17 protein-coding genes are annotated in these 26,941 nt (G+C 45.6%); 14 read left to right on the top strand and 3 right to left on the bottom strand.

What is annotated here, in order from left to right:
* Nucleotides 1-24: 24 nt before the first annotated feature.
* The 10 genes from ACSQ8O_RS24085 (at nt 25) to ACSQ8O_RS24040 (ending at nt 16,994) form a co-directional block, all read left to right on the top strand.
* Entirely contained in the window at nt 25-2,601 is a 2,577-nt protein-coding gene (locus tag ACSQ8O_RS24085) for a glycosyl hydrolase-related protein (RefSeq protein WP_436243685.1), read from the top strand.
* A 217-nt stretch (nt 2,602-2,818) separates the two neighbouring features.
* A complete protein-coding gene (locus ACSQ8O_RS24080) occupies nt 2,819-5,131 on the top strand; it encodes a glycoside hydrolase family 95 protein (protein ID WP_436243684.1) in 2,313 nt (770 codons plus the stop codon).
* A 127-nt stretch (nt 5,132-5,258) separates the two neighbouring features.
* Nucleotides 5,259-7,559 carry a helix-turn-helix domain-containing protein gene (locus tag ACSQ8O_RS24075; RefSeq protein WP_436243683.1) on the top strand — a complete coding sequence of 767 codons (2,301 nt, stop codon included), beginning with the start codon at nt 5,259-5,261 and terminating at the stop codon, nt 7,557-7,559.
* A gap of 963 nt (nt 7,560-8,522) precedes the next feature.
* A complete protein-coding gene (locus ACSQ8O_RS24070) occupies nt 8,523-9,428 on the top strand; it encodes an ABC transporter permease (protein ID WP_436243948.1) in 906 nt (301 codons plus the stop codon).
* 14 nt (nt 9,429-9,442) lie between these two features.
* On the top strand, nt 9,443-10,339 hold the full coding sequence (locus tag ACSQ8O_RS24065) for a carbohydrate ABC transporter permease (protein WP_056622975.1): 897 nt from the start codon (nt 9,443-9,445) through the stop codon (nt 10,337-10,339).
* 114 nt (nt 10,340-10,453) lie between these two features.
* Nucleotides 10,454-12,109 carry an ABC transporter substrate-binding protein gene (locus ACSQ8O_RS24060; protein WP_436243682.1) on the top strand — a complete coding sequence of 552 codons (1,656 nt, stop codon included), beginning with the start codon at nt 10,454-10,456 and terminating at the stop codon, nt 12,107-12,109.
* Between the two features lie 75 nt (nt 12,110-12,184).
* A complete protein-coding gene (locus ACSQ8O_RS24055) occupies nt 12,185-13,336 on the top strand; it encodes an SGNH/GDSL hydrolase family protein (protein ID WP_436243681.1) in 1,152 nt (383 codons plus the stop codon).
* Nucleotides 13,337-13,504: 168 nt separating this feature from the next.
* Nucleotides 13,505-14,764 carry an MFS transporter gene (locus ACSQ8O_RS24050; protein ID WP_436243680.1) on the top strand — a complete coding sequence of 420 codons (1,260 nt, stop codon included), beginning with the start codon at nt 13,505-13,507 and terminating at the stop codon, nt 14,762-14,764.
* Nucleotides 14,765-14,937: 173 nt separating this feature from the next.
* Nucleotides 14,938-16,170: an MFS transporter gene (locus tag ACSQ8O_RS24045; RefSeq protein WP_436243679.1), complete on the top strand. Its 1,233-nt coding sequence runs from the start codon at nt 14,938-14,940 to the stop codon at nt 16,168-16,170.
* 23 nt (nt 16,171-16,193) lie between these two features.
* Nucleotides 16,194-16,994, top strand: a complete 801-nt coding sequence (locus ACSQ8O_RS24040; protein WP_436243678.1) for a serine/threonine protein kinase — start codon at nt 16,194-16,196, stop codon at nt 16,992-16,994.
* A gap of 281 nt (nt 16,995-17,275) precedes the next feature.
* On the opposite strand, the gene ACSQ8O_RS24035 is transcribed toward ACSQ8O_RS24040, so the two are convergent.
* The 3 genes from ACSQ8O_RS24035 to ACSQ8O_RS24025 form a co-directional block, all read right to left on the bottom strand.
* Nucleotides 17,276-18,136 carry an EcsC family protein gene (locus ACSQ8O_RS24035; protein ID WP_436243677.1) on the bottom strand — a complete coding sequence of 287 codons (861 nt, stop codon included), beginning with the start codon at nt 18,134-18,136 and terminating at the stop codon, nt 17,276-17,278.
* 124 nt (nt 18,137-18,260) lie between these two features.
* Entirely contained in the window at nt 18,261-19,139 is an 879-nt protein-coding gene (locus ACSQ8O_RS24030; protein WP_436243676.1) for a carbohydrate ABC transporter permease, read from the bottom strand.
* Nucleotides 19,140-19,165: 26 nt separating this feature from the next.
* Nucleotides 19,166-20,116, bottom strand: coding sequence for an ABC transporter permease (locus ACSQ8O_RS24025; RefSeq protein ID WP_436243675.1), 951 nt, complete (start codon nt 20,114-20,116; stop codon nt 19,166-19,168).
* Between the two features lie 114 nt (nt 20,117-20,230).
* Here ACSQ8O_RS24025 and ACSQ8O_RS24020 point away from each other — a divergent pair, with 114 nt between their 5' ends.
* The 4 genes from ACSQ8O_RS24020 to ACSQ8O_RS24005 all read left to right on the top strand — a co-directional run bounded on the left by ACSQ8O_RS24020 (nt 20,231) and on the right by ACSQ8O_RS24005 (nt 26,920).
* Entirely contained in the window at nt 20,231-21,943 is a 1,713-nt protein-coding gene (locus tag ACSQ8O_RS24020; protein ID WP_436243674.1) for a histidine kinase, read from the top strand.
* Nucleotides 21,944-21,969: 26 nt separating this feature from the next.
* Nucleotides 21,970-23,592, top strand: coding sequence for a response regulator transcription factor (locus ACSQ8O_RS24015; RefSeq protein ID WP_436243673.1), 1,623 nt, complete (start codon nt 21,970-21,972; stop codon nt 23,590-23,592).
* A 106-nt stretch (nt 23,593-23,698) separates the two neighbouring features.
* Nucleotides 23,699-25,396, top strand: coding sequence for a hypothetical protein (locus ACSQ8O_RS24010; RefSeq protein WP_436243672.1), 1,698 nt, complete (start codon nt 23,699-23,701; stop codon nt 25,394-25,396).
* Between the two features lie 435 nt (nt 25,397-25,831).
* A complete protein-coding gene (locus ACSQ8O_RS24005; RefSeq protein WP_436243671.1) occupies nt 25,832-26,920 on the top strand; it encodes a hypothetical protein in 1,089 nt (362 codons plus the stop codon).
* Nucleotides 26,921-26,941 lie beyond the last annotated feature (21 nt).

Below are 26,941 nucleotides of genomic sequence, written 5' to 3'. Positions count from 1 at the left end.
TTATAGATATCGGAGGAGAGAACAGTGAGGCAACTAGAGAAAATATATGTTGTTTTTAAAACTCACGTAGACTTGGGTTTTACGGACTTAGCTAGCAATGTCATCTCCCAATATAGAGAAGAAATGATGAACGACGTTCTAGCTGTTTGTGAAGACACGATGAAGGATGGACCCGACCATCACTATGTGTGGACACTGCCTGCATGGATGCTGAAGGAATGTTTGGATACGCCGGATGTGGGTCGTAAGGAACGAATGGAAGCCTTGATTACGAACGGACAACTGCGTTGGCATGGGCTTCCGTTTACGACACATACGGAGTTTTGTGGCACCGAGGAATATATTAGAGGGCTCTACATCTCAGAAAAGCTTCGGGATCAATATGGACACACGGCTATTTCTGCCAAAATGACGGATGTCCCCGGCCATACTTGGATGCTGCCTACCCTATTGAGAAATGCAGGCATTGAATTTTTGCATTTGGGTGTAAATGCGTGTTCTTCACCGGTTGATTTGCCGCGGTTATTTCATTGGGAAGGTCCGGATGGCAGCAGAGTCTTAACCTATTATTCCAAGGGGGCCTACGGCACAGACCTGACGCCGCCAGAGGACTGGCCATATCCCATATGGATAGCGCTGCTGCAAACGCAAGACAACTATGGTCCACAGGATGGCTCTGTGGTGCAAGACTTGTTGGATGAGATTGCGAGTAAGTATCCGAATACCGAAGTGAAAATCGGGACTATGGACGATTTTGCACGCGATTTTGCGGCCAGAAATTATCAGGATATCCCTGTGATTCGCAAGGATTTAGCCGATACATGGATTCATGGGATTGGCACCTATCCAGAAGAAGTGTCCCGTGTACGGAGGATGCGCTCGGATATTGCAACACGAGAAAGCTTATCAACGCTCGAGCAGCTGTCAGGTATAGGTGATAATGATCACAGGCATGCCATAACGGAGGCTTATGAACACACGCTGTTATTCGGGGAGCATACGTGGGGAATCGATATTAAATCGAATTTGTTGCCTGGCCGTAACAGCCAGCGCGCTTTTGGGAAAGCTGCGATTCAGAAAGACCGCGCGATGTTTCCAGACTCCTATCTTAAGACGGAGGCTTCTTGGGCCGAACAGACAAATTACGTAGATCAAGCTGAGAAAGCGTTAAGTGAAGTTCAACCTTTTACAACGATAGATTCGAATATCATTGGTGTGTATAACCCGCTTGCGTGGGAACGACAGCATGTGAAGATCAAGCTTGAGCATCGGAAGCACGGTACACTGACAGATAGAGAAACGAGGGAATCCTACTTCGTTAATGAAACTGGCGAGGCCGATATTGGTGAATTGCCACCAATGGGGTATCGAACCTTTGAGTACGCGGAAAGCGGAGACGCCGTTCATACGGATGTTATCGCGATTAAAGATGATGAGAACGCCGTTTTGGAAAACGATGCGATACGCATCGTGGTCAGCATGCAGACTGGCTGTATAACCAGCTTTTATGATAAGCGGAATCAGAAGGAATGGGCCATAAACGGAAGGTTCGCGCAATACGAATACGATGTTTACGGAAAAGATGAGATTCTGGATTTCGTCAAAGCATACAGCTATGATCTCATGGATTGGTATGTGAACGATTTTGGTAAGCCAGGCTACCCTAGAATTGATCATAAGCGATATGGGCTTCATCTTGCAGATGTTAAGATCTCGAATGGCGATGGCTGGGGCAACGTTGAAATTAGTTTCACGATGCCGAACGAAAGTTACGAGGAGTTTGGAAATGGTGAAGCAATCTGCGTATCGATCCGTATGGAAGCCAATCAGCCATATGCCGATATGCGAGTGACTGTGCATCGTAAAGCATCTACTGCGTATGCTGAGAGCGGGCATTTCACATTTGCCTTGAACGCGGATCAGCCGAACTATCGGTTTCAGAAATTAGGCAGCGTTGTCAATCCGCTTGAAGATATTGAGAAAGGTGCGAATTCACGGCTTCACTGCGCTAGTAAATGGGTTGATGTGCAGGATGAACAAGTGGGATTAACGATCATACCCTTTGATACACCGCTATTTTCCATTGGTGAAAAGGGGATTTACCAATATGCCAAAGAAGTGTACGTACCCGAACAGCCAATTATACATTTCAACTTATTTAACAATCAATGGGGAACGAACTTTCCGCAATGGATCAGCGGTAGTTTCCAATATGCCTTTCGGATTGTACCTCACGCGGGAGATTGGAAGGCAGGACGCGTTCAGCAGCTAGCCGCCGAAGCATGCATGCCGCCTCAGGTTACAGCAGGTTGGAAGCCAGAAGGACCAGCCGGGTATCGTTTCCTGAAAGAAAGCGTAGAAGGGATCCATGTGTTATCCTTCAAAAAAGCGGAGCAAGGCGACGCATACGTCATACGATTCCAAAATCTGCTCGATATGCACTTGGCAGTGAAGTTTCCATTTACGGAGTCTCTTGCAGATGTGAAGGAATGTGATCTGGTCGAACGTACGAAGGAAACGAACGTAGAATTTGGTAGAGATCATTTTGCTGTGACTATGAATCCTTTTGAAATTAAAACGATGAAGCTTTGGTTTGCTTGAAACGGGTATAAAACAAACAGACAGCTGGCAGTCAGCTGTCTGTTTCTTATTGAACATGAATGCAGCACTCAGGAGAGATTGGATGCTCCAATGAGAGATGTACCCTACCAGTTGCGGCAATTGTACGTGGGATACCGCAATTGTACCTATCCATGTCGGAGAAACATCCCTAAAATGAGCATAAAGAAAGCGTAATCATTATGGGGGAATTACACTTATGAATGACATGAAGCTATGGTTTAATCGTCCAGCCTCGAACTGGACGCAAGGATTGCCTATCGGGAATGGAAGATTGGGGGCGATGATCTACGGCGGTGTGGAACATGAAACCTGGAGCTTAACAGAACTGACCTATTGGTCAGGGAAGTCGGAAGCAATTCCAAGTCAGTCCAACACGAGAGAAGATCTAGATCACATGCGGGAGCATTTTTTTGCCGGGGATTATAAGCGGGGAGATGAGTTGGCGAAGCAGTCCCTACAGCCTAAGAAAGGCAACTTCGGCACGAATATATCGATGTGCGATGTGCAACTAGCGTTTGACGATTATGGCGATGAGTTGCTAAGAGAGCTAGATCTTCAGAGTGCTTGCACGCGAACTGTCTACACTTCCAACGGGCATAAACGTACAAGAGAGGTTTGGGCATCGCATCCAGACGGAATCATCGCCTCACGTATATCTAGCGAACAATCTGGCGGAATCTCATTCACGCTGCGCATTGTCGGAAGAACAGATCGGTTTACTGCAACATTAATCGATAAGGATACGTTAGTCTTTGTGGGGCAAGCAACGGAAAACATGCATAGTGACGGGGACTGCGGTGTATGTTGCCATGGGGTATTGAAAGTCATCGCGGTTGGTGGCAGCGTTTCCGCAGATGCCGGTCAAATCAGGATAGATAACGCAGATGACGTGGTCATCTATTTGGCAGCGAATACGGATTATGGCAGAAGCGATGATGCGTGGATGTTAACGTCGGTGCACCAAGTCGAGAATGCGATAGCCAAAGGCTATGAGCAATTGAAAGAGGACCACGTGGCGGATTATCGTCGTTTGTACGACAGAGTTAACCTAGATTTAGGCGTAACTAGTCAATCTATTTTACCAACGGATGAACGCATCCAGCTGTTCCTCAAGGGGCAGGATGATGATCCGCACTTATTTGCCCTATTTTATCAATATGGTCGCTATCTAACGATTGCTGGGTCGAGGGCGGATTCGCCGCTGCCGCTTAATCTGCAAGGAATATGGAATGACGGCGAAGCCAATCGTATGCAATGGAGCTGCGACTATCATCTGGATATCAACACCCAAATGAATTATTTCCCGACAGAAGTGAGCAATTTGGCGGAATGCCATCTCCCTTTAATGCGATTCATTGAGCAATTAGCTGAGAGTGGAAAAGCGGCAGCGAAGCATTTCTATGGCTGTAAGGGATGGGTTGCCCATGTATTTAGCAATGCCTGGGGATTCGCATCACCTGGCTGGGAAACGTCGTGGGGGCTGAACGTCACGGGAGGCCTGTGGATTGCCACACATCTTCGTGAGCACTATGACTTCGGCCTCGATCCATCGTTTCTGGCCGAGACAGCATATCCTGTGTTGAAAGATGCAACATTATTTTTCCTCGACTATATGACAGTTCACCCGAAGTATGGCTGGCTGGTGACCGGCCCGTCGAACTCGCCTGAGAACAGTTTCTATGTGGATGATCCGCAGAGAAGCGAGTATCAATTGTCCATGGGCTCCACGCTGGATCAGGTGCTGGTTCGCGATTTGTTCGTATTTTGCCTAGAAGCGTCAGAGCATTTGCAGGTGGATGTAGAGCTGCAACAGAAGCTGAAACAAGCCATCGCTTTGTTGCCGCCGTTGATGATTGGACGAAGAGGACAGCTACAGGAGTGGCTGGAGGATTACGAAGAGGCACAGCCTGACCATCGCCACTTTGCTCATCTATTCTGCTTATACCCCGGTAATCAGGTTACGCCTGAAGGTACACCAGAGCTCAGCACGGCAGCAGAGGTGACTTTGGTCAATCGGATGAATCGAGAAATGTTAGAGGACGTTGAGTTTACATTAGCCGCGTTCGCAGCGAATTTCGCCAGATTGCATGATGGCGAGAATGCTTATAAGCATCTCACGCATTTAATAGGTCATTTGTGTTTTGACAATTTATTAACCTACTCCAAGGCAGGGATCGCTGGGGCTGAAACGAATATATTTGTGATAGACGGTAATTTTGGCGGTACAGCGGCTATTGCTGAAATGCTGTTGCAAAGTCATGCAGGGGGCATTCACCTGCTGCCAGCACTTCCAGCCAAGTGGCAGACCGGCAAGGTCACGGGCCTGCGTGCCAAAGGGAATGCGGAGGTAGATGTAACTTGGGCCAATGGTGAATTGGTCGAGGCGACTATACGCTCATTCTCGGCAGTTCGTATGTTTCTGCGTAATCGAGATCGCAAGATCGAGATCTCTCTGGAGCCCAACTGCACGTACCACATCGACGGTAGTTTGAGCATGAAACGAATCTAAATATCAAGTAGACCAGGCAGCTACAGTCCATATAAGCGTAGTTGCCTTTCCTTTGTTTATTTAGAAAACGACATGGTATAATGAAATACACTTTAGATAGCGCTTACAAAATGGGGGGATAGGGTACATGCCGAAGTTCTCACGTTTATTCCGTAAATTTCTGATCTCCTATATCATCATCTTGGTTATTCCGAGCATTGCCGGATATATGTCATATCGTACGGCGATTGCGGTGACGCAATCCGTATCCATTGAGAATAACGTGACACAGCTTCGGAAGAGTCAGGATATCTTGGAGCGGAGGATGGCTGAGGTAGAGGGATTCACGAGGCAATTGGCTCTGAATCAAGAGTTAAGCGTGCTTATGAATGAGAAGGGAATGGATGAGAAGGTTAATCTGTATGGCATTTGGAAAGTCAATAATGATATTAAAGCATTTAGCCAGACGAATGATTTTTTACAGCAATTTTTTATCTATTTAAATAATTACAACGTGCTTCTAACGCCGGCATCTTCCTATTTTCAACCTGAACGTTACTATCAGTCCTTCCACTATAAGGACTTACCCGCAGATGAATGGAAACGAACATTATTAGAGCAAACGCACAATAGGGAAATCATACCGCTGAAACCCTTTATCACGAATGGTGCGCAAACCTCTGTGATTACGTATATACAATCGCTCCCGTTAGACAGCTTTAGTGGAGCTGCACGCGCAACTGTCGTTGTTCTCATTGACGAGAAAGTCATTTCTAGTCTCTTCTCGGACCTTAAGGATCAATATGGCGGTTGGTCTCACATTAGTGATGCCCAAGGACACACGATAAGCTTGCTTGGTATAAATGAAATGGACGCGGCGAAGCTAGCCTCAGATAATAGTTTTGATCAATCGAAAGCGAGTCAATTCTATAACGATGATTTGGTCATTACGATTCGTTCCAAAACCACAGGCTGGGTATATCGAGCGGGGATCCCTAGACATGTATTAATGGAGAATGCGAATAAAATCAAATACATTACGTGGTCTGTGACAAGTGCAGCTCTTGTGATGGGATTGTTGGTGGGACTGTGGCAAGCTTACCGAAATAGTTCCCCGATGCATAGGCTGCTAAATGTGATGAAAGAACAGTTTGGCAAAGATGCTGCTGTGGGACGCAATGAGTATGACTTTCTGCAGGGCAATATCTCGAACATGATTTCTAACAATAAGCGGCTCGAAAATGAATTGAACCGGCAGCTCCCTTTAATCCGGGATGCCTTTTTGAAAAGGCTTATCGCCGGCGAATTTCGCTCGTTGGAGGAGATTGCAGCCGCCGCCGAGCAGGCCAATACAGGGTTACAAGCGGATACGGGTTACACAGGTATTTTGCAAATCAAAGGGTACTCCGGCATGGATAACGTCGACATTCTGAACGAGTTAAGTGCGGCTCGACTGATTATGAAACAGACGCTGCACGATCTTGGGTGGCTTGTCCATATGACGGATATTGGTGCCGATCGGGTTGTGGTCATCTTTGAAGGGATTGCGTCTGGTGAAGACACCGAGACAGCGAATAAAGAGGTTGAGCGAATTCTGAATGAGCTTGCCGAGTTTTTATTTATGGAATATAAAATTACAATCATCGCAGCGATGGGCAATCCATTTGCCACGGTGATGGAGGTCAGCCACACCTACGAGCAGGCTACTCAGGCGTTAGAGTATGCCCTGCACATGAATCGCAAAGGTGTCTTGTGGTTCTCCAATGCCCGGTTGGAAAGTGATACCTATTACTATCCGCTGGACATTGAACTGCGCTTGATTAGCACGATTAGAGCTGGGGATCTTGATGAAGCCAGACGAATACTGGACGCGATCATTGCCCAAAACATTGAAAATCGTGAACTGTCCATCGAAATGAAGCATCAGCTTGTCGGAGAGCTGAAAGGCACTTTCCTGAAATTGCTTTATCAGAAAACCTTCCAGGAGTCTGATATTTTCGAGTTGGTTAAAAATCGTGTTGCAGACATTCAGGCCAATGAAGAAATGGAATCGATACTGCAAGATATCGATGGCATTATGGCATCCTTATGCGGGTTAATTGCCAATAAAAAGAACGATCATCACAATAAAACCGTGGAGCAGGTGATGATGTATATCGCTGAGATGTACAGTGATCCTGATCTTAATTTATACCGCGTGGCAGAAAAGATGGAACGTCCGGAGAAATATATCTCCAACCTGTTCAAAGAGGTAACAGGGAAGAATTTATCGGATCATCTGGAACAGGTGAGAATGGATCAAGCTGCCAATTTGTTAAAAGGGGACACGTATACGGTAGACGAAATTGCTGCGCGTGTCGGATACAACAGCTCGCATTCTTTCCGCAGAGCGTTCAAGCGAGTGCTCGGTGTTTCGCCGAGTTCGTATCGGCAGTCTACAACGGAATGAGGATAGAGAAGCTAAGCGGCTTAATGCGCTTAGCTTTTTTTGCTTTTGGCTTTGGCGGCCTTCTTCGGTAGGCAGACTAGAGGGAGTTAGTCGGAAAAACCGACTAACTCGGCACGTATTACTCCTAGATACCCACGCCCCCCTCTCTCCCAGCTCCCAGTAGTAAGGTTAAAGAGTAGAATATAGGGAAAAGTGGAGTAATGCGCTCAAGTTCAAGTCCTCTACGCCTGTGAGAAAACCTCTATCGAGGCCATTCAAGGATGAACGACCAAAGATCCCTATAAATGGTTTTATCGCCAAATAGAAAGATGTTTTCGGGATCCGAAAACTTATACTTTCTATTGTGGTCAAAAATGCAAAAGAGCACTTTTCGAATGGGTTCCCCACTCCGTTTTTGGAAATTAATGCAAATAGGCATTAATTTGGAGTGATTTCAGGAGATTATCATGAAATATGTTAAAAAGGTTGCCTATTTGCACGTATTTACCAGTCCGAACCCTAAATTAGTAAAAAAGGTTGTATTTTTTCATTTTTGAGTGATGGAGAGGAAGTGGAGAGAGTGCGATCAATCCAACACTCCGCACTGCCTCACCGCCCCCAAAGTACCCCGCTAACAAGCAACCTGCTCGCCCCCACGTCCACAGCATTCTGCCAACGCCAGCAATGGCCCATCCGCCGAAATGCCACTCGATTACTTAACCTGACAATATTGCCCCGCACCCCCGCACAGCTCCTCCACCAAAGCGAAGTTGGATGCTCGCAAGACAAATGTACCCTCCATTTACCGCCAATTGTACGTGGAATAGCGCAATTGTACCTATCTAATAGGGGCATAGATCCCCTAGAATAAGGCTCAAGAAAGCGCAAACATTTACGAGACAGATGATCTTAGGGGGTTTTGTTTTGGACAAAGGACTAGTCACCAGTCAAAGATCGCTGATCAAAAGCAATCGACTTGGCATCATGGAGGCAGCGACTCGAAGCTTCAAGAAACATTGGCAGCTGTATCTGCTCATCATTCCACCCGTGTTGTATTTCCTTATATTCAAGTATTACCCGATATTGAACGCGGTGCTTGCTTTTAAGGACTACAATGTCACGAAAGGCATCTGGGGAAGCCCCTGGGTCGGGTTTAAGAACTTTCAGTTGTTTTTTGAAAATCCGCTGTTTTGGACATTGATGAAGAACACGATTTTTATCAGTGGATACCTGTTAATTGTTGGTTTCCCGATTCCCATACTATTGGCGTTGGCGATCAATGAGGTGCGCAATCAGCGCTTCAAGAAACTCGTCCAACTCGTTTCCTTTGCACCTTATTTCATATCTACCGTTGTCATGGTGTCCATTATTATGCTCTTTCTGGCGCCTCGACTCGGCTTTGTGAATGTGGTGATGAATCATTTTGGGATGGATTCAATTAATTTTCTCGGAGAGCCCGGCATGTTCCGCTCGATCTATGTGTGGTCAGACATTTGGCAGACGGCGGGTTATTATTCGGTCATTTTCTTAGCTGCCTTAGCAGGCGTAGACCCTTCCCTCTATGAAGCGGCCAAAGTAGACGGTGCATCGCGCTTTCAGAAAATTATCCACGTTGATTTGCCGGGTATTTTGCCCACAATTGTTGTCGTCCTCATCTTGAATGTAGGTAATGTGATGGCGATTGGCTTCGAGAAGGTCTATTTATTACAAAATCCACTGAATACGGTGAATTCCGAGATTATCGCGACCTATGTGTACAAAGTGGGACTGCTGAATGCCAATTACAGCTTCGCCACGGCAGTCGGATTATTCAATTCGGTGATCAATTTGATCCTGCTCATTGTTGTAAATAGCATGGCTAAGAGATTCTCGAATCATAGTATTTGGTAAAAAGGAGTGCAGCTATGTCTACGATCAAAGTAAGGGTGAAAGATTCACTAGGAGATAAAATTTTCTTAATTGCCGTCTACGTACTTCTGAGTCTCCTACTCATTGTTGTGTTATATCCGCTTATTTACGTGATCAGCAGTTCGTTCAGCAGTCCTGCGGCTGTCACATCCGGCAAAGTATGGCTGTGGCCCGTTGAGTTATCGCTGAAAGGGTACAATACCTTGATTCATAATCAGAAAGTGGTGATTGGCTATGCGAATTCCCTTTTTTATACGGGCGTTGGAACCATCATTAGTGTGGTACTTACGATTATGATCGCATATCCACTTTCTCGGAAAACGTTCTTCGGCAAAAATGTGCTCATGATGTTAATCACGTTTACGATGCTGTTCAGCGGTGGATTAATTCCAACGTACTTGGTCGTCAAGCAGATGGGACTGATTGACACGAGATGGGCGCTGCTCATTCCGAACGCGATTTGGGTGTGGCAGGTCATCATCACGAGATCGTTCTTCCAATCCGCGATTCCAGATGAACTGTTTGATGCGAGTGAAATCGATGGTTGCAGTGACTTCAGATTTCTAAGAAGCGTTGTCGTGCCGTTATCGAAACCGATCATCGCCGTTCTTATCCTCATTTATGCTGTCGGTCAATGGAACGCGTATTTCGATGCTTTGATTTATCTCAAATCCGCTAGTTTGTTCCCGCTGCAGTTAATTTTACGCAGTATTATCATTCTCAATAACAGCTCAAATGCCACAGATGCCTTGAAGCAAGTGGAACGGCAGCAGCTGGCAGAAGCGTTGAAATATTCCCTCATTGTCGTAACAACACTGCCCGTGTTGATTATTTATCCGTTTGTCCAGCGGTTCTTCGTGCAAGGCATGTTAGTGGGCTCTGTAAAAGGGTAAGACGCGGACCTATCCCGTGGATTCCATGGAAAGGGGTGATTCATTTCAGGTAATACTGGCAGTGGATCTTAGATCGGGGTTATACTAATTGCATGATAAAAGGGAGCGATACATGTGAAAAAGGGTCTTGTAAGCGCACTATTGGTAGTTATGATGGCTAGTTTATTTCTTGCCGCATGCTCGAAGGATGATACAGCAACTGTATCTCCGGCAGCAACGGGAGCAACGACGAATGGTCCTGTCGCAATCAGCATGTTTGCTCAACAAGATACGGCGATCGACTTGAAAACGAACAAATTCACAAAATTCATGGAAGACAAATTCAATGCGAAGTTTAATTTTGAAATTATTCCGTTTGATGGTGCCAAAGAGAAGAGACAGATTTCACTGGCAAGCGGTGATTATCCAGATTCCTATATGTTGACGGCCTGGATCGATCAGTTTTCACAAGCAGATATACTTAAATACGGGAAGCAGGGTATTCTAATTCCCTTAAATGATTTGATCGATCAATATGCACCGAATATTAAAGCGGCTATGGCTAAGGACGCAACACTGAAGAGCTTTAGTACGGCGCCGGATGGCAAAATTTATGGATTAGGATCTTATACGCAATGCTTCCACTGCTCGTATCCGAACAAAATGTGGATCAATACCAAATGGTTATCCAAAATGAATCTGGAGATGCCGAAAACGACCGAAGACTTCAAGAAAGTACTTCAAGCCTTCAAGAAGGGTGATCCCAACGGTAATGGCAAAGCAGACGAAGTTCCGTTAAGTGGATCGACCGAAGATTTTGGCGTGCATATCATTCCTTTCCTGATGAATGGTTTCATTTATGACGATGACCGCAATTACCTGACGATGGCGAATGGCAAAGTCGATACAGCAGCGAATAAGCCCCAATGGAAAGAAGGCCTCGCGTATATTAAATCTTTGTATGACGAAGGGCTCATTGATCCGGGAGCATTTACGCAAAATGCGGAAGCGTTCAAGAAAATTGGCGAGAACGCAGGGACGCAAATTCTTGGTGTAGGCGCAGGCATGCATCCTGCTATTTTCGTAAACATTGATAAAGGCAACAAAAACTCGGCTGATTACAATCCAGTACCTCCACTTACGGGGCCAAACGGTTCCCTAGCTACGCATGATGGTGGCGGATTGACACCAGGCGCGAAATTCGTCATTACGAACAAAGCTACGAAAGAAGAGCAAATCACGTTAATTAAAATGGTTGATTACATGTTTACGTTCGAAGGTCAAACGAATGCAGCATCAGGCATGGAAGGGATCGACTGGAGAAAGCCGAAAGAAGGCGAGGTCGCTCTCGGTAAAGGAGTGAAACCGCTCATGGCGTCTATTCCAGCCGTAGAAGGAGAAGCACCTCATAATGCAGGCTGGAGCGGTATGGGCCACTTCTATCAACCAAGCGGATACAGAGACAGCATTGTTCAAGGAACAGATGTGTATGATTCAGCAAACTACGAGCGCAGATTGTACAATGCAACACTGTTATACCAAGGTCACGAGCCAAAAGAGATTTATCCGGTCTGGGCGGTATGGGTAGATCCTGCACAAACGGACGAAGCAAGCATTCTTCAAACGAACCTCAAAAATTATATCGATCAAAATGCGTTGCAATTCATTACAGGAAATAAAGATTTGACGAAGGATTGGGATGCTTATGTGAAAGGACTGGATAATTTGAAAGTTGGACGTTATCTGGAAATTTTGCAAAAAGCGTATGACACTTCTTCCTATAAAAAATAAGACAGTTAAAAATCGAGTGCTTTATGTTCATACATAGAGCACTTGATTTTTTTATTCGTAAAGGAGACATAGAATATGACGAGTACATGGGCCAACCATTGGCTGAATCATCGTGGAGGACTGCCTCACATGCAGGAGAAATTAAATCGCCATGAGCCGATCACCGTCGCTTTTATAGGCGGTTCAATTACCGAAGGTGCAGGGGCATCGGATTCGACAACGACGAGTTGGCGTGCTTTAACCGAGCGCTACTTGAAGCAACGCTATACCGCAGACAAGGTGATGTGCATCAATGCGGGTGTTGGTGGAACAACTTCTACGTTCGGAGCTCATCGCTTGCAGGCGCACGTTTTGTCTCACGGTGAGATTGATTTGCTATTCGTTGAGTTTAGTGTGAACGATGGTGAGGATCGCGACGAATCCATCAGGGGAATGGAAGGGATCGTACGACAATGCCGACGGCAATCGCCTCGTACGGATATTTGTTTTATCTACACGGCTGCGGATAAAAATTTGACGGACCACATGCCATTCAACATAGCTGTACATGAAGAGGTGGCATCTTATTATGACATTCCTTCTGTTAACTTTGCCGCTAGGGTATACACGCTGATCCAGTCGAAGCAAGTGACCTGGGATGCGCTTGCATCTGATCGGGTACATCCAAATGATGAGGGGCATGCGTTGTATGCTGCGTTTGTGCGGGAGTACCTGGACGAAGCCTTAGATGTGAGGGTGGTTACGGATACAACCACTGAAACGGCAAGTGTTAACCGACAGGATACGTTACCACTACCCCCACCTCTGGAGCCCAACAATTACGAATATGCTGCCATGTTGGAGGTGGATTTCGCTGAAAGTAAGGAAGGTTTTGAATGGAGGGAGTTGTCATCAGAGCCGCTTATGAACTGGCGATATGACACACGACATCTGCACACAGATACTCGTGAGGCATCACTTTCTTTCACTGTGCATGGGCAGGGTTCTGGTGTTTTGCTGCTATGCGGGCCTGATTCGGGGATTTTCGAGTACGCCATAGACGAAGAGCCGTTTCACCCCATGTCTTTGTTTGATGATTGGTGTTTGAAGGCTTATCGACCGATTATGGCGATGTTTCCTATGCATTCGGAGCGGCAGAGCAGGCGAATTACCATTCGTCAGACTGGGAAGAAAGATGAACGCAGCACGGGCACGAGTCTTCGTATTTTGAAATTGTTAAGTAATTAGAGCAGGGCATTGATTCAGGGAACCGCGCTGATTTCTGGACAAATAGATGGATTTTATGCATGAAAAAGAATAGAAACTAAGAATCAACCAGCTGTAAAATAAAATTTGAACTTGGATGCCCTCGCCATGTAAGATAGAGCACATAACAACAACAAGAAAGGTGCATCTATGTGGACGTATACCGTAAATTTAGTTCGAGATTTATCGCCCAACGTGAAGCGGTTCATTGCGACGGAAAGCTTGTTTGGCATCGGAGTCGGGATCTCTAGTCTTATCCTTAACTTGCATTTATTAGACCTCGGTTTCTCCAAAGGGGATATCGGCAAGATAACATCACTCGGGGCACTCACGATTGGATTGGCCAGCTTGCCGGCAGGGTTCATCGTGAAGCTTATCGGGCGCAAAACGATGCTCGTCATCGGTATGCTCTTGGCATTCCTTGCACTCGTGCTCTTTGGTATCGGGACCAGTATTGTCGCGGTAACCGTCGCGCAGCTTGTGTATTCGCTTGGTGTTACAGCCATTGTAAACTCGGAGATTCAACTGATTTTCCAATATTGCCGTACGAAAAAAGAAGAAACAAGTGCCTACTCGCTCTTGTTCGCGATATTTACGTTATTTACCGGGCTCGGCACGTGGCTTGGTGGTTATCTGCCCGAATGGCTGCCCGGACATACAACGATGTACCAATATGCCTTCTTCGTGGCTGGCGGATGCTTAGGCCTCTCGGGCATATTGCGGGGGTTACTGCTACCTTCGAATCATGTCAAGGCACAAGTCAACGGCAGCGTAGCAGAGGAGAAGAATGGCAGCGAAGCAGTAAAGCCCTCGGAGCGGCCGAAGAAAAGGCATGCGATGTATTTCTTGCTGCTGCTTTCCCTGTTGATTTTCAACTCTGGCTTTACGTTCGGGCTGCTGAGTCCGTTCTTGAATGTCATCTTGAAATTCCGATTCCAGATGGAGGATGGGAATATCTCCGGCGTGCTGGCGTTGTCCGGATTTTTCTTCTTTATCGGCTCAATCATCATGCCTTACGTCGTAGAGAGATGGGGTAGCCGCAGGACGTTCGTGTTCCTGTTTCTGTATAACATCGTTGTCGTCGCACTGATGGCGCTCGTCATGCCGACCACGGTATTCGCTATTCTATTGCTTATTCGCGGGACGGGCTTCACGATGCTGAACAACTTAATGGACAGCGAATGCATGTCAGCAGTGGCGGAGGAAGACCGCAACCTTTTCGCAGGTATGCGGACGGTCTCCCGCAGCATCGGAAATACGATCGCCTCATACTGGGCGGGCTACATCTTAGCGGGTAATCATTATTCGATGCCTTTCTTGCTTACCGCGGTAGCTTTGCTAGCCGGGTTTGCCATATACGCTTGGTTCGTCCAAGGGAAGCTGGATCGGAGACTGCAGAGCCAAACTTAATAGAGCTGTGAATGTAAACATAAGGAGCTCAACCATAATTATGGTGAGCTCTTTTGTATGCCGCAAGTGCTTGCTTTGCGGACTTTCTTTTATGAGAGAAACGAACAGGAAAACCTGCTATCATGGAGTTAATATCGATCTTGAATGAGAGAAGTATGAGGGGAAGTAATGCCATGCTGGCAAACAGAATGTTTCAAAAACTAGGCTTACAGATGAGCCCGGCAACTAAGCATAACTTGTATAGTGATTTTGGTGCAGCCTGTTTATTTAGTCTCTTTAATGTGGTCTTTAATCAGTTTTACATCGCACTTGCCATTAGACAAGGGGCTACGAATCTGGAAGTCGGGATTTTGGCAGCTGCTCCGGCGATTGGACTGTTGTTCTCCCCTATTTGGGCAGGGAGAATTGAACAATCGAATCCCAAACCTTTTGTCATCATCCCGAATGTAATTGGCAGAGCGCTATTGTTGCTTCCGGCATTTTTCGGAGCTCCAAGCGTCTATGTTGTGACGGCAATCATTTTTTATTTTTTAATGGGCATACAAGCACCGGCTTATCCTGCGCTAATTACACGTATGTATCAGCCTGAATTACGTGGTCGATTAATGGGCTACGTTCGAGTTGCCATGGGAGCTATTATGATTCCACTTGCTTACTTAGTCGGCTCGTGGACGGATAAGTCAGGACCGAGTGGACCGCTGATTACTGCGGCTATAACAGGTGTTATATCCATTCTTTTTCTATCCCGTGTTAAGGAGATTGCTTTACCAACGAAGGTATCGGCACGCAAATCTTCATTTAAGGAACAGCTTAAGCTTGTGAGAAATCACCGGGAGCTGGTTGTATTTTTTGCAGCAACAACATTGACGGGCTTTGGCAACATATTGGCGAGTCCCCTATATCAGATTATCCAAGTCAGAGAGTTGCAGTTGAACAACATTGAAATTGCGCTTGCGCGGATTTCCTATTATGTGTGTTTATTAGTAGCATATTTCGTTGTTGGTTGGGTAATTGATCGATTTTCTGCGAAGCAAACGTTGGTCTATGGATTGGCGGCGTTCGCGATTGTTCCTTTACTTTATGGGATTTTCGGAAATTATCCGGCTGTGATTATTGGTAGCGGAATCCAGGGAATAGGCGATGCCATCTGGGATATTGGTATTCTTGCCTATATTTTTCGTGTTGTACCTGGAAGAGAGGCCGTCGTTTTCGGCTTGCACTTAATGTTGTTTGGTATTCGCGGCTCTATCGCTCCATTACTAAGCACTGGTTTATCCGATTACATGCCGATTTCAGGGTTGTTAATTGCGGCCGCCATTTGCGGGTGCATAGGAACCGTTATTTTTTTGCTGCAAAAAGATAACAAAGAAATGACGGAATCGGTGCCCGTTACGTATAGGCATTAAAGAGTGAAGGAGGGCTCCTAACCGTGATTCCCTATTTGAAACGGGTATATGAAGCATGGATCGACTATCCGCGAAGAAGAGGCGAGGTCATTCGTGGCCAATATCAGATTGAACGCTTCCTAGGGATGGGTAGCTATGGGCTAACTTATTTGTGTTTGGACAAGAACACGGGTCAGGAAGTCGCCGTGAAACAAGCTAAGCCGAGTAAAGGGCAGCTAGGTCAAGACCTTTTACAACGAGAGATGGCGATCATGCTTCAGTTAGAACATCCTTCCATTCCAAGATGCTACGCGTCTTTCGAAGAGTCGAAACGATTGTATATGGCAACCGAGTATATCAAAGGTCGGACGGTTGAAGATTTAATTTTTGAACGGGGAGCACAATTTGCGGAAAAGGACGCTTTAATTCTCATACGCCGCTTGCTGGATATCGTTCGCTTTATTCATGAGCGGGGCATCGTGCATTTGGATATTCGGATTCCGAATGTCATCTTAGATGGGGACCGTATGAGTTTGATTGATTTTGGTTTAGCTGCTCGTTTAGGAGAGGCGGCACGGTTAACGTTAGATGCCGATGAGGAGCTGATCCGTAGAAGGACCGTAGACGTAACTTCAGATCTGTACGCCATCGGCCACTTCTTATTGTTTATGTTGTATTCGACTTTTGAGTCGAAGGAAGAGCAAGAGGAGGCAGCTAGAGGATGGGAAGAGGAATTGCCAATATCCACGCATACGAAGCTCATGATCAGGAGATTACTGCAAATTGACTCGCCATACGGGAGTGCGCAAGCTTGCATCGATGAATTGGACACGGTATTAGCTTAAAAAGAAAAAGCCACTTTCGCGGCTTGGGGTTAGCTGGAGCTGCCACCTCTATGTTTGTAATAACGCTGTCCTTGATGATGATGTCCATAACCTCCACGATCACTAGAAGAATAGCGTCGCGTAACATGAGCGCTATAATTGGAACTGCTATGTCGATAGTGACGGCTTCGCTTGGAATGGAGAAGAGACCCCAATAATTTACGTAGTAAATATTTGATCACCTTATATTCCTCCTTTCGCGGTTTACTCCTTATTACGGTAAGAGGTAGGGATGGTTTCAGCTAACCATCGACTTGGGCTTGTAAGCGCTCGAGAATACGCCGTTTGCGATACAGCATTTTCGCGGCTTCCCCTACATCTTTCAGCGTCCCACGGTTGATCCAAGCGCCAAAGAGAATACCCGCGATTGGAATGAGCTGGAACAGCTTCTTCCAACCCCAATTATCGCGGTACGTGGCGAATACCTCGCGCCAGCCCTGAAGCTGTGAGATCATCTGCACACTCTCCTTATCAACAGTGGCATAGTTTCCCAGCTCTTCGAGAATCGCTTTTTTGCCCACGATGTCGGAGGATGAGAATTGCAGAACCTTGATCGTGAAGATCCGTTCTTGCTTATCTTTGGGATCATAGCCATAGCAGATGGCAATTTCCTGAATGGTTTTCAAGGACAGTCCCAGGATGGCTGGAATATCGATAGCGAGTGTGAGGATTCCTCCGATACCCGTCGTTGCGCCTTGCAAGGTAGCAATTTTGGACCGATTTAGCACAATTTCGTCGGCGGTTTGATCCAGCACTTTCAGCGGCAATGTGCCCACGGATGCAATCGTAAGCCCCTCAGTAAGCTCATCTCGCTTACCTCTCACCCGCTCATGTACTTCCTCAACATGCCGCAAAGTCCCCTTCTCAGAAATTAGATACCGTCCGCCTGCTTGCAGATAATTGCCGAGCTCGTCCAAAGCTTCACCTATTTTTTTATTCAAGAACTTCGGCGTTAATCGGTCCAGCACTTGGAAGGGCAACCGTCCAAGCTTTTCCCAAAACCAAAGGTCTTTCTGATCAGCTTCCCAAGCTTCAATCTCACGAAGGGCTTGCCGCAGCTCATTCGTTGTTTCCGGATGGTGATTGCGTTCAAAATCATTCATGCTGTGCACAACTCCTTTCTACATCGTATACGTATATAATTGCATTTGGATGCAGGCAAAACGTAATAAGTACCCACTGACTGGACACTTGGAGAAAGTGTGCAATCAATGGGTACTTATAGGGTTACTCTTTTACAGCTCCAATAACCATGCCTTTGACAAAAAAGCGCTGAAGGAATGGGTAGACGACCAGAATCGGAATCATCGCGATGAAGATTTGCGCTGCTTTTACACTCCGATTGGACAGTAGTTCTAAATCTTCAAAATCAATACCGGTTTTACTGAGGTCGCGTGCGACGACGATGGTTTGCAGCAGCGTGGCCAGCGGCCACTGTTCGGGAGATCTCATATATAACATGCCATCAAACCAGTTGTTCCAGTGGCCTACCAGTGTGAATAAGGAAAGGGTGGCAAGGGCAGGCATGGATATCGGTAAGTAAACGGAGAAGAAAATTCGGAAGGATGTTGCTCCGTCCATCGTAGCTGCCTCATCCAGTTCTTTCGGTATCGCACGGAAAAAATTCATCATTAGAATGATATTCCAGACATTGAGCAGATGCGGCAGAATGTAAACCCAGAACGAACCAACCAATCCGATCTTTTGTATCAGTAGGTAATGGGGGATAAGTCCGGCATCGAAAATCATAATGATCAGGAAGAACCATACGTAAAAGTTGCGTGGCTTGAACTCGATGTTGCTTCTGGACAAAGGAAAAGCAGCGAGAACGGTTACCATCATGGCCATTACCGTACCGATGAGGCTGCGCCATACCGAGATTTGGATGGCATGTAGGAAGTTATCATTTTGAAAGGTTTTCACATAGCTGTCTATATTGAAATCGATCGGGAACAGCGTGACCAGATTGGATTCGGCGGCTGTTTTTCCACTGAGAGAGACGGCAAAGATATGCAACATGGGTAAAATACAAAGAATGGAGACAAGGATTAGAAGCGTCACATTCAAATAGTAAAACACTTTATAGGATGGATTTTTATAATACATAGCCTGTTCCTCCACTATTAATCATTTTAAAATACACGGTAATTCGTCCATTTGTGTGAAATGTAGTATCCGGCGCTGATCAGGATGAACCCGACAGCCGATTTGAATAAGCCCACTGTGGCAGCTAAACTGTATTGCCCGCCCTGGAAGTTACGGAATACAAAGGTATCGATAATATCTCCCTTTTGAAGGACGAGTGGATTAATGAGGTTATAGATTTGATCGAAGTTGGCATTCAGCATGTTCCCTAGGGACAATGTGAACACGACAACCATGATGGGAAGCAGGGAAGGAAGCGTAATATGGATGGTTTGCTGCCATCTGCCGGCGCCATCGATTTCGGCTGCTTCATACAGATCCGGATTGATACCGGACAATGCGGCAAGGAAAACGATCGCGGAGAAGCCGAATTCCTTCCATAAATCACTAACAATGACGGTAAAGCGGAACCAATTCGCTTCGCCCAGAAACATGATCGGCTGTAAATGAAAAGCTGTAACTAATCGGTTTAAAACACCGTCTAGTGAAAGCACGTCCAACAATATACCGCCTAATATAACCCATGACATGAAATGGGGAAGGTACACCATGGTTTGAATGGAGCGTTTCAACTTCATGTTTCGGAGTTCATTGATTAGTAAGGCAAAGGTGACGGGGACAGCCAATCCAAATATGATTTTCAAAACAGAGATAATTAACGTGTTCCAAATGACTTGAACGGAGCCTTTCATCGTAAAAATAAGTTGGAAATTATCCAAACCGACCCATCTAGATCCAGAAATGCCAAGCCATGGCTTGAAGTCCTGGAACGCCATGATGATCCCCGGCATAGGGGCATATTTAAAGATGAGCGCAACTAATACTGCGGGCAGCAGCATGAGATGAAGCCTCCATGTTTTGCGAAGCGGGTAATTTCGTTTCTCTCTTACTCTTGCCGTTACGGGTGACGATGATGTTATAATGACGGTATCTTTCATACATTATTTTCCTCCTCGACTTGCGTCTTCTGTATATTCATCTTAGGATGGAAGCGTTTTTTTGTATAGAATACATATTAAAGGTGACTGTCAATATCTTAAGGAGGTTGTGCAATGAAGCGGCACTGGCCTATATTCCTGAAAATCAACGGTGTCATCCTCATTCTATTAATTCCCATTGTCATTCTATTTGCGTATTTCAGCAGAACCAGCTTTCAGGTCATTGATTCACAGATTACGGCGTACAACGAAAGCCAACTGCAGTTTCTGAAAAACCAGATTGAAGTGGGTGCTGAACGTTTGTCCCTTTCCTCCAGCGTTTTAGCGCGTGACTCCTCCATTTTGAAGCTTCAGACGAGTATTCTGACGAAAGACTACTATGGGATGATTGATTTTCAAACACAAGTAAAAGAAAAACTCTTTCTTCAGAGCTTTTCCAGCAATTGGTCCAATGACTTATCCATCTATTTACCCGATACCCAAAGAAGAATATCGACAAATCCGAATGATCGCTACGATGAGAGTGTTCTTGAAACGGCTGATAGCGGGAAGTGGCACTTCCACCCAGGAGGTTCTAATGAAACGCCGTACTATCAACTGTTTATCTGGGATCCGTACTTTTCCAAAAGTAGTCCACAGACGGTAAGTGCGATTTATGAAGTGCGTTTTGGACTAGATAATATTAGGAAAATGCTGCGCTCATACAAACGAGATAGTCCGGGGTACTCCTTTTTATTGACAAGCACGGGCAAGGTGTTCTCGGTTTCTGATGAAAGTGACGCCGACTTAGCAAATTTGGGAGATAGACTACTTAGTGAAGGATTAAACGAAGGCGGGCATCGCAGCATACAACTAGAGGAACAGAAGGCCTATTTGAGTTATACCCATCTGCCAAGTATCGATGCTTATTTGATTGATTATGTCCCTTTAAACACGTTTCACGCTCCGATTATTAAGAGTAGAAATTTGTTTTATATCAGCATGTTCGTGCTGGTTCTTCTTGGATTTGCCACTTCTTATCTCTTGTATCTTCATGTACAGAAGCCGATTTCTTTTATCATGAAAGGACTCAAGCATATGGAGATGGGCGACTATTCGTTCCGAATCAATAAGCGGTTTCATAATGAATTTGATTACATGATGCTGCGATTTAATGATATGGGGGATGAAATCCAACATTTGATCACCAACGTATACGAGGAACAAAATCGTTCCCGCCTGGCAACGTTAAAACAGCTGCAATCGCAGATCAATCCACATTTCTTGTACAACTGTCTGTCTTTCATTGCGGGTTGTGCAAAAGCTGGCTATACCGACACCATTAAACAGATGACGTATCATTTAGGGGATTATTATCGCTATACCACAAGGGTTGAGAATCAGATGCCTTTGTTAAAAGAGGAAGTTGATTTGGTCAATCACTACTTGAACATATATTCGTTAAGGCTTGAACGTCTTGAATATCAGATTGATATTCCTGCGGATATGCTGAATGAACCTGTGATGAGACTTATTCTTCAACCCGTTGTAGAAAATGCGATTGTACATGGCATAGAACCCAAACCGGGACGAGGGACCATCATGGTCTCGGGTCGTCGTGAGTCCGACTGGAATGTTCTTGTTGTCGAAGATAGCGGTGTGGGGATGACGGATCAGGAGATAGATGACTATGTGCAGAGTCTGGAGCGTCCTATGGATGAACATACAGGCTGCGGACTGTGGAACGTCAATCAACGATTAGTACAACGATTTGGTCCTGATGCAGGTGTTATGATTACAGCTTCGAATCGGTTGTCAGGTCTTAGCGTAGCACTTCGTTGGAAATGAGAATAAGGTAGGGAGGCTTGGTACCCATGATTCAACTTCTGCTGGTTGATGATGAACCCATGCTATTAAAGAGTATGGTAGAAAATGATTGGAGAAGTATCGGTGTAGAATACGTCTTTCAGGCGGCCTCGGGGCTGGAAGCTGTAGAGGTTCTAAAGAAAACACCGATCGATATCGTCGTAACGGATATCCGGATGCCGGGCATGAATGGGCTGCAACTATGCAAACATATACAGGATCACTTTCCCCGTACCAAATGCATTTTACTTTCGGGTTATGGTGAATTCGAGTACGCGCGTCAGGCGATTATGTACGGCACGGTGAATTATTTGTTGAAGCCGATTAAGGACGAAGAGCTGATGGGTGAGGTGTCTCGTGTGAAGACGCTCTTCGAGCAGGAATGGGAGCATGTAGGCTCCTTGGAACGGGCTCGTAAGACACTTCATGTTCACCTGCCATTATTGAAATCCAATTTATTAAACAACTTATTGACGGGGAGTTCTCTGTCATCCTCCGCATTAGCTGAACGATTGAAAGAGTACCAGCTTCCATTTGAACCCGGAGTGAACTGTTCGTTCATCCTAGTAAGAATGGATGGTGGGTTTGGAGATGCGGTGGAGCATGACGATTTGTTATTCGAATACGCCATCCATAATATCGCTTGCGAAATTTTAGAGCCGGATTATAACGTCTGGTACTGTAAAGATACATACGGGTATTTATGCTTTTTGCTGCAGGACAAAGGTAAGGGTGAATCTTTCGTTACAAGAGGCGATAACGTGCTAGAGAAATCGGCCTATGAGCTGCAATTAAAAGTCTCGGCCTTTTTGAAGGGGCAAGTATCCGTCTTGATATGCGATGAGGGGATATTTCCAGATGAACTCGCGCTGCATTATCGCAAATCGTTGAATGAATTTCGCAAGGTTCCCCGAAGCGATAAGGGAATTATGATCATGTCCGGGATGCCTCGCGTCCAATCCAGGTCGCTGCAATCCTTATACAGTCCGCCAAGTATCCAGCAGCTATTAGAAGCTGGGCGGTGGGGGGATGTCCGCAAGAAATTGAGTGATGTTTTTGAAGAAATGAGCTCCAAAAAAATGGATACGGAAGAAAACATGATGGAAGTTACGTATACCTTGATGAATGCTTTTCTGTATATTGCACACCTCCAAGGCAAAACCTTGATGGAAGTATCCGGGTTGGAGACGGATGTGTCGTCAGATCCACGAGCGTTATCCAGAGCGGACCAGGTCATGGAGTGGGCTATAGGGGTACTGGAAAGTATGGAATCTGGCAGCATCCGTGAATTCAAGGACGGCAAAAACCAGCTTATTTCGAAAATTCATCGTTTTATTGAGACGCATATCGCACAAGATGTTTCGCTGCAAACGATCGCAGATCATGTGACCCTGCACCCGGTATATTTGTCATCCATGTATAAACAGGAAATGAAAGAAAATATCAGTGATTTCATTATGCGGTACAGGATGGAAAAGGCAGCCGTTATGCTGGGTTCAACAGATATCAAAATCTATGAGCTAGCTAGCCAAATGGGCTTCCAAAACCCGCCTTATTTTAGCAAATTGTTTAAAAATTATTACGGGGTTACACCACAAGAATACAGGGATCGGCATATCACCCAATCTTAACAATTTCATACACCATCTTAAAACTTTATCACTTACCCCGCTGAAAGCGCTGTATTAATATAAAGGTGCAACGCAATACAGCGTAAAGGGAGGATCTTGATAGAAAATGGGTAAAAAACGATATCTACTTGCTCTTGCAGTGATTATGGTGTTCTCTCTCGTAACCGCTTGTTCTCAAAGCACAAGTTCCGGCGAAAAGGGAGCAGAGAATTCGCCGACATCCGCCGCACAGAAGGGTGCTTCTGCCGATGCCATCCAAAAGGGAACATACAAATTTGAAACACCAGTGACCATCACGACAGTCAAAGCCACGGATGCCACCATGAAATTCAAGAACGGTGAGACCATGGAAAACAATGTGCACACGAAATGGGCACACGATCAATTAGGTGTCGATCTGAAAGTTTTGTGGCAAGTACCCGGCGAACAATTCAATACGAAACTGAGATTGATGCTAACAGCAAACGAATCGTTGCCTGATGTGCTCACCACACAGGATATGACGTTATTGGACGAATTGATTCAATCCGGCAAGTATAGAGATATCACAGCAGATTTCGAGAAATATGCATCTCCCAAAATGAAACAAATCTACAACGCGAACCCATTGAATTGGAGCCAAGTCACCTACGGTGGTAAGAAAATGGCCCTTCCGAACTTTGCTACGGCTGGGAATGACAATCCCGTGATGTGGATCAGGCAGGATTGGTTGGATAAACTCGGGATCAAGGCTCCCAAGACATTTGAAGAGCTAGAAGCTGTCATGCAAGCTTTCTTGGACAAAAAGCCTGGCGGATCTGACAATGTTATCCCGCTTGGAGCAAGTTTAGGCTCTGGTGGATCTTCCCCTAATCCGTTCACGAGCTGGCTTGGAGAGACTTCGTGGGTGTTCGGGGCTTTGGGCACGGTACCTTATCAGTGGTTGGAGAAGGATGGGAAATTGGTTCATGGATCGACGCTTCCGGCGATGAAAGACGGCTTGGCGAAGCTTAGGGATTGGTATAATAAAGGCTATCTTTCGAAAGAAGCTGGCCTTCATGACGAGAATAAATTGGCTGAGTTGATCGCCCAAGGTCGCGTGGGTATTGTAGTGGCTCCTTCGTGGATGTCCGGTTGGCCGAATACGGATATGCAGAAGAATGTGGCGGGGTCTATCATGAAGCCGTATCCGCTGCCAACGCTGAATGGCAAAATACAAGCGCGTGACACGACCTATTTAAGGGGCGGCTTATTGGTTAAAAAAGATTTCCAACATGTTGATGCGCTATTCCTATACTTGAATCGGATATTTGGTGCTGTAAACCCTGAAGAGGGCAGCGAGTTTGTGAATGGGTGGGCGAAGGATTACGATTATACAATCAAAGCGGATGGGACCTACTCCGTGACCGAAGGGGATATTCCGGGGGGCAAGGTTAGTCCGGCTAAATATTTGCTAATCGAACCGAAAGATCCATTTATCGGAATGAAGCTGCGCGCAGACGTCAGCAGAGGGAAAACTCCTGTAACGCCGAGTGAGAAGAAAATTGCCGTTAGCGGCCAGGATGGTCTCAAGGCAGCAGAGATTGTCGATGATGGCTGGAAAGCCGGTATCTATATTCCTCAAGCGTACACGGGTGCGAATACGCCAGCGATGCAATCCAAAGGTGGTATTCTCGTCAAATTAGAGGGGGATACATTTATCAATATTATTTATGGTAAAAAGCCTGTTACGGAATTCGATAACTTCGTAAAAGAGTGGAAGAGCCTAGGCGGCGATGATATGACCAAAGAAGTAAATGATTGGTACTCGAAAATGAAGAAATAGGATGAAGGGGCCCGCTGGAAATCAGCGGGCTTCTTGACGCCAGAATGGATATGTTTTGGGTTTTGGCCAAGCAAATAACTGGATTTTCTGCAGCTAATTCAAGCGAAATCACGTCATTTCGCAAACTAACTGGATTTCCTCCCGTTATTTCAGGCCATTTTCGCCAAACGGGACATTTCGAGCAAAATTAGATGTAGAAACTCCAGTTAAACTCCCCAAAGGCTAGTTTTGCTCGGAAATAGATGTAGGAAATCCAGTTAATCTCCAAAAGCTCCCCAATAGCTACCTAGCGTGGGAACGTACGAGCAGAATTAGAAAGAAGGACGGCGGCGACGTTCATTTTGTGAAAATCTTAACAAATTCCTAGGTCATCTTAAAACTTTATCTCTACCTCGAATGTAAGCGCTGTAATAAGATGAAGTAGGGGTGATCATAGTGAAGTTTACGAAGAGGATAGTCGTAGCAATGACGATTCTCCCGATTGTCGGAGCCATCGTCTTGTATGCTTCAGTTGGGGCTGATTCGGGCCAGACTTCTATTGCGATGGTGAATGGCAGCGTGATCACAACGCAAGAATTCAAGAGCGAGTTGGAGAAGCAACGCACTTCAGTCATCGACTATTTCTATCGGTCCAAAGGTGTAGCATATGGAAAAAACTTTTGGGAGACGGACTATAATGGCGAGAATCCGGAAGAGACAGCAAAAAAGAGAGCCTTAGATGAAATTATCAAACTTAAGATTGAACTGGAACTTGCCGAACAGCATGGTCTGATACAAGGGACCTCCTATGATGATTTGCTCCATGAAATGGATAAAGAGAATAAGCGAAGGCTGGCCGCCATTAAAGCTCGCGAACCCATTTACGGCCCTGCCCAATTGGATGAAAGCACATTTATGAACGATTACATAAGTAAACTGCGGATGCAATTGAAGGAAAAGCTGTCTGAGGATGAACTGAACGTGACTGAAGAGGATCTAAAGCGGCATTATGAGCTTATCAAGGAAACATTGTTTACCCTAGAGAACAGGACTAGATTTCAAAAAATCTCCGTTTCTTATAAGGAAGATGCTCAGAGCAAGACGACTAATCCAAAGAAGCAATTGATTAAGAAACGGATGGACGCCATAAAACGTCTCTTGGATCAAGGAGAAGAGATGGATCAAGCGATAAATGAACTGCAAGGCGAGAATGATGCTTTTGTGGTCCGATTTACCGAGGAGAACTTGAATAAGGATACCGCCAGCACCTACTTCAAGTCTCAGGCAGTTCTCTATTCCGTACTTGCAGATAACTTGGGAGTTAATCAGGTCAGCTCTGTATTTGATGAAACGATGCAAGGGGAGTATGTTGTTGTAAAGGTAGTAAGTCGAGAAAAAAGTGGCTATAAAAGCTATGACGAGAGTAAACGTAATGTGTGGAAAAATTATGTGGACACCGCATATGGTGACTATTTGGATAAGCTCATTCGAGAATCTAAAGTTGAGATAGATGAAAGTACTTATAAAAAGGTTCACCTCCATTGAACGTATTACAACATTCTTGGA

The organism is Paenibacillus sp. LjRoot56 (genome assembly GCF_964253335.1).
GTDB classification, from domain to species: Bacteria; Bacillota; Bacilli; order Paenibacillales; family NBRC-103111; genus Paenibacillus_E; species Paenibacillus_E allorhizoplanae.
The sequence above is the reverse complement of the archived record's forward strand: the minus strand, read 5'-3'. Positions and strand labels throughout refer to the sequence as shown.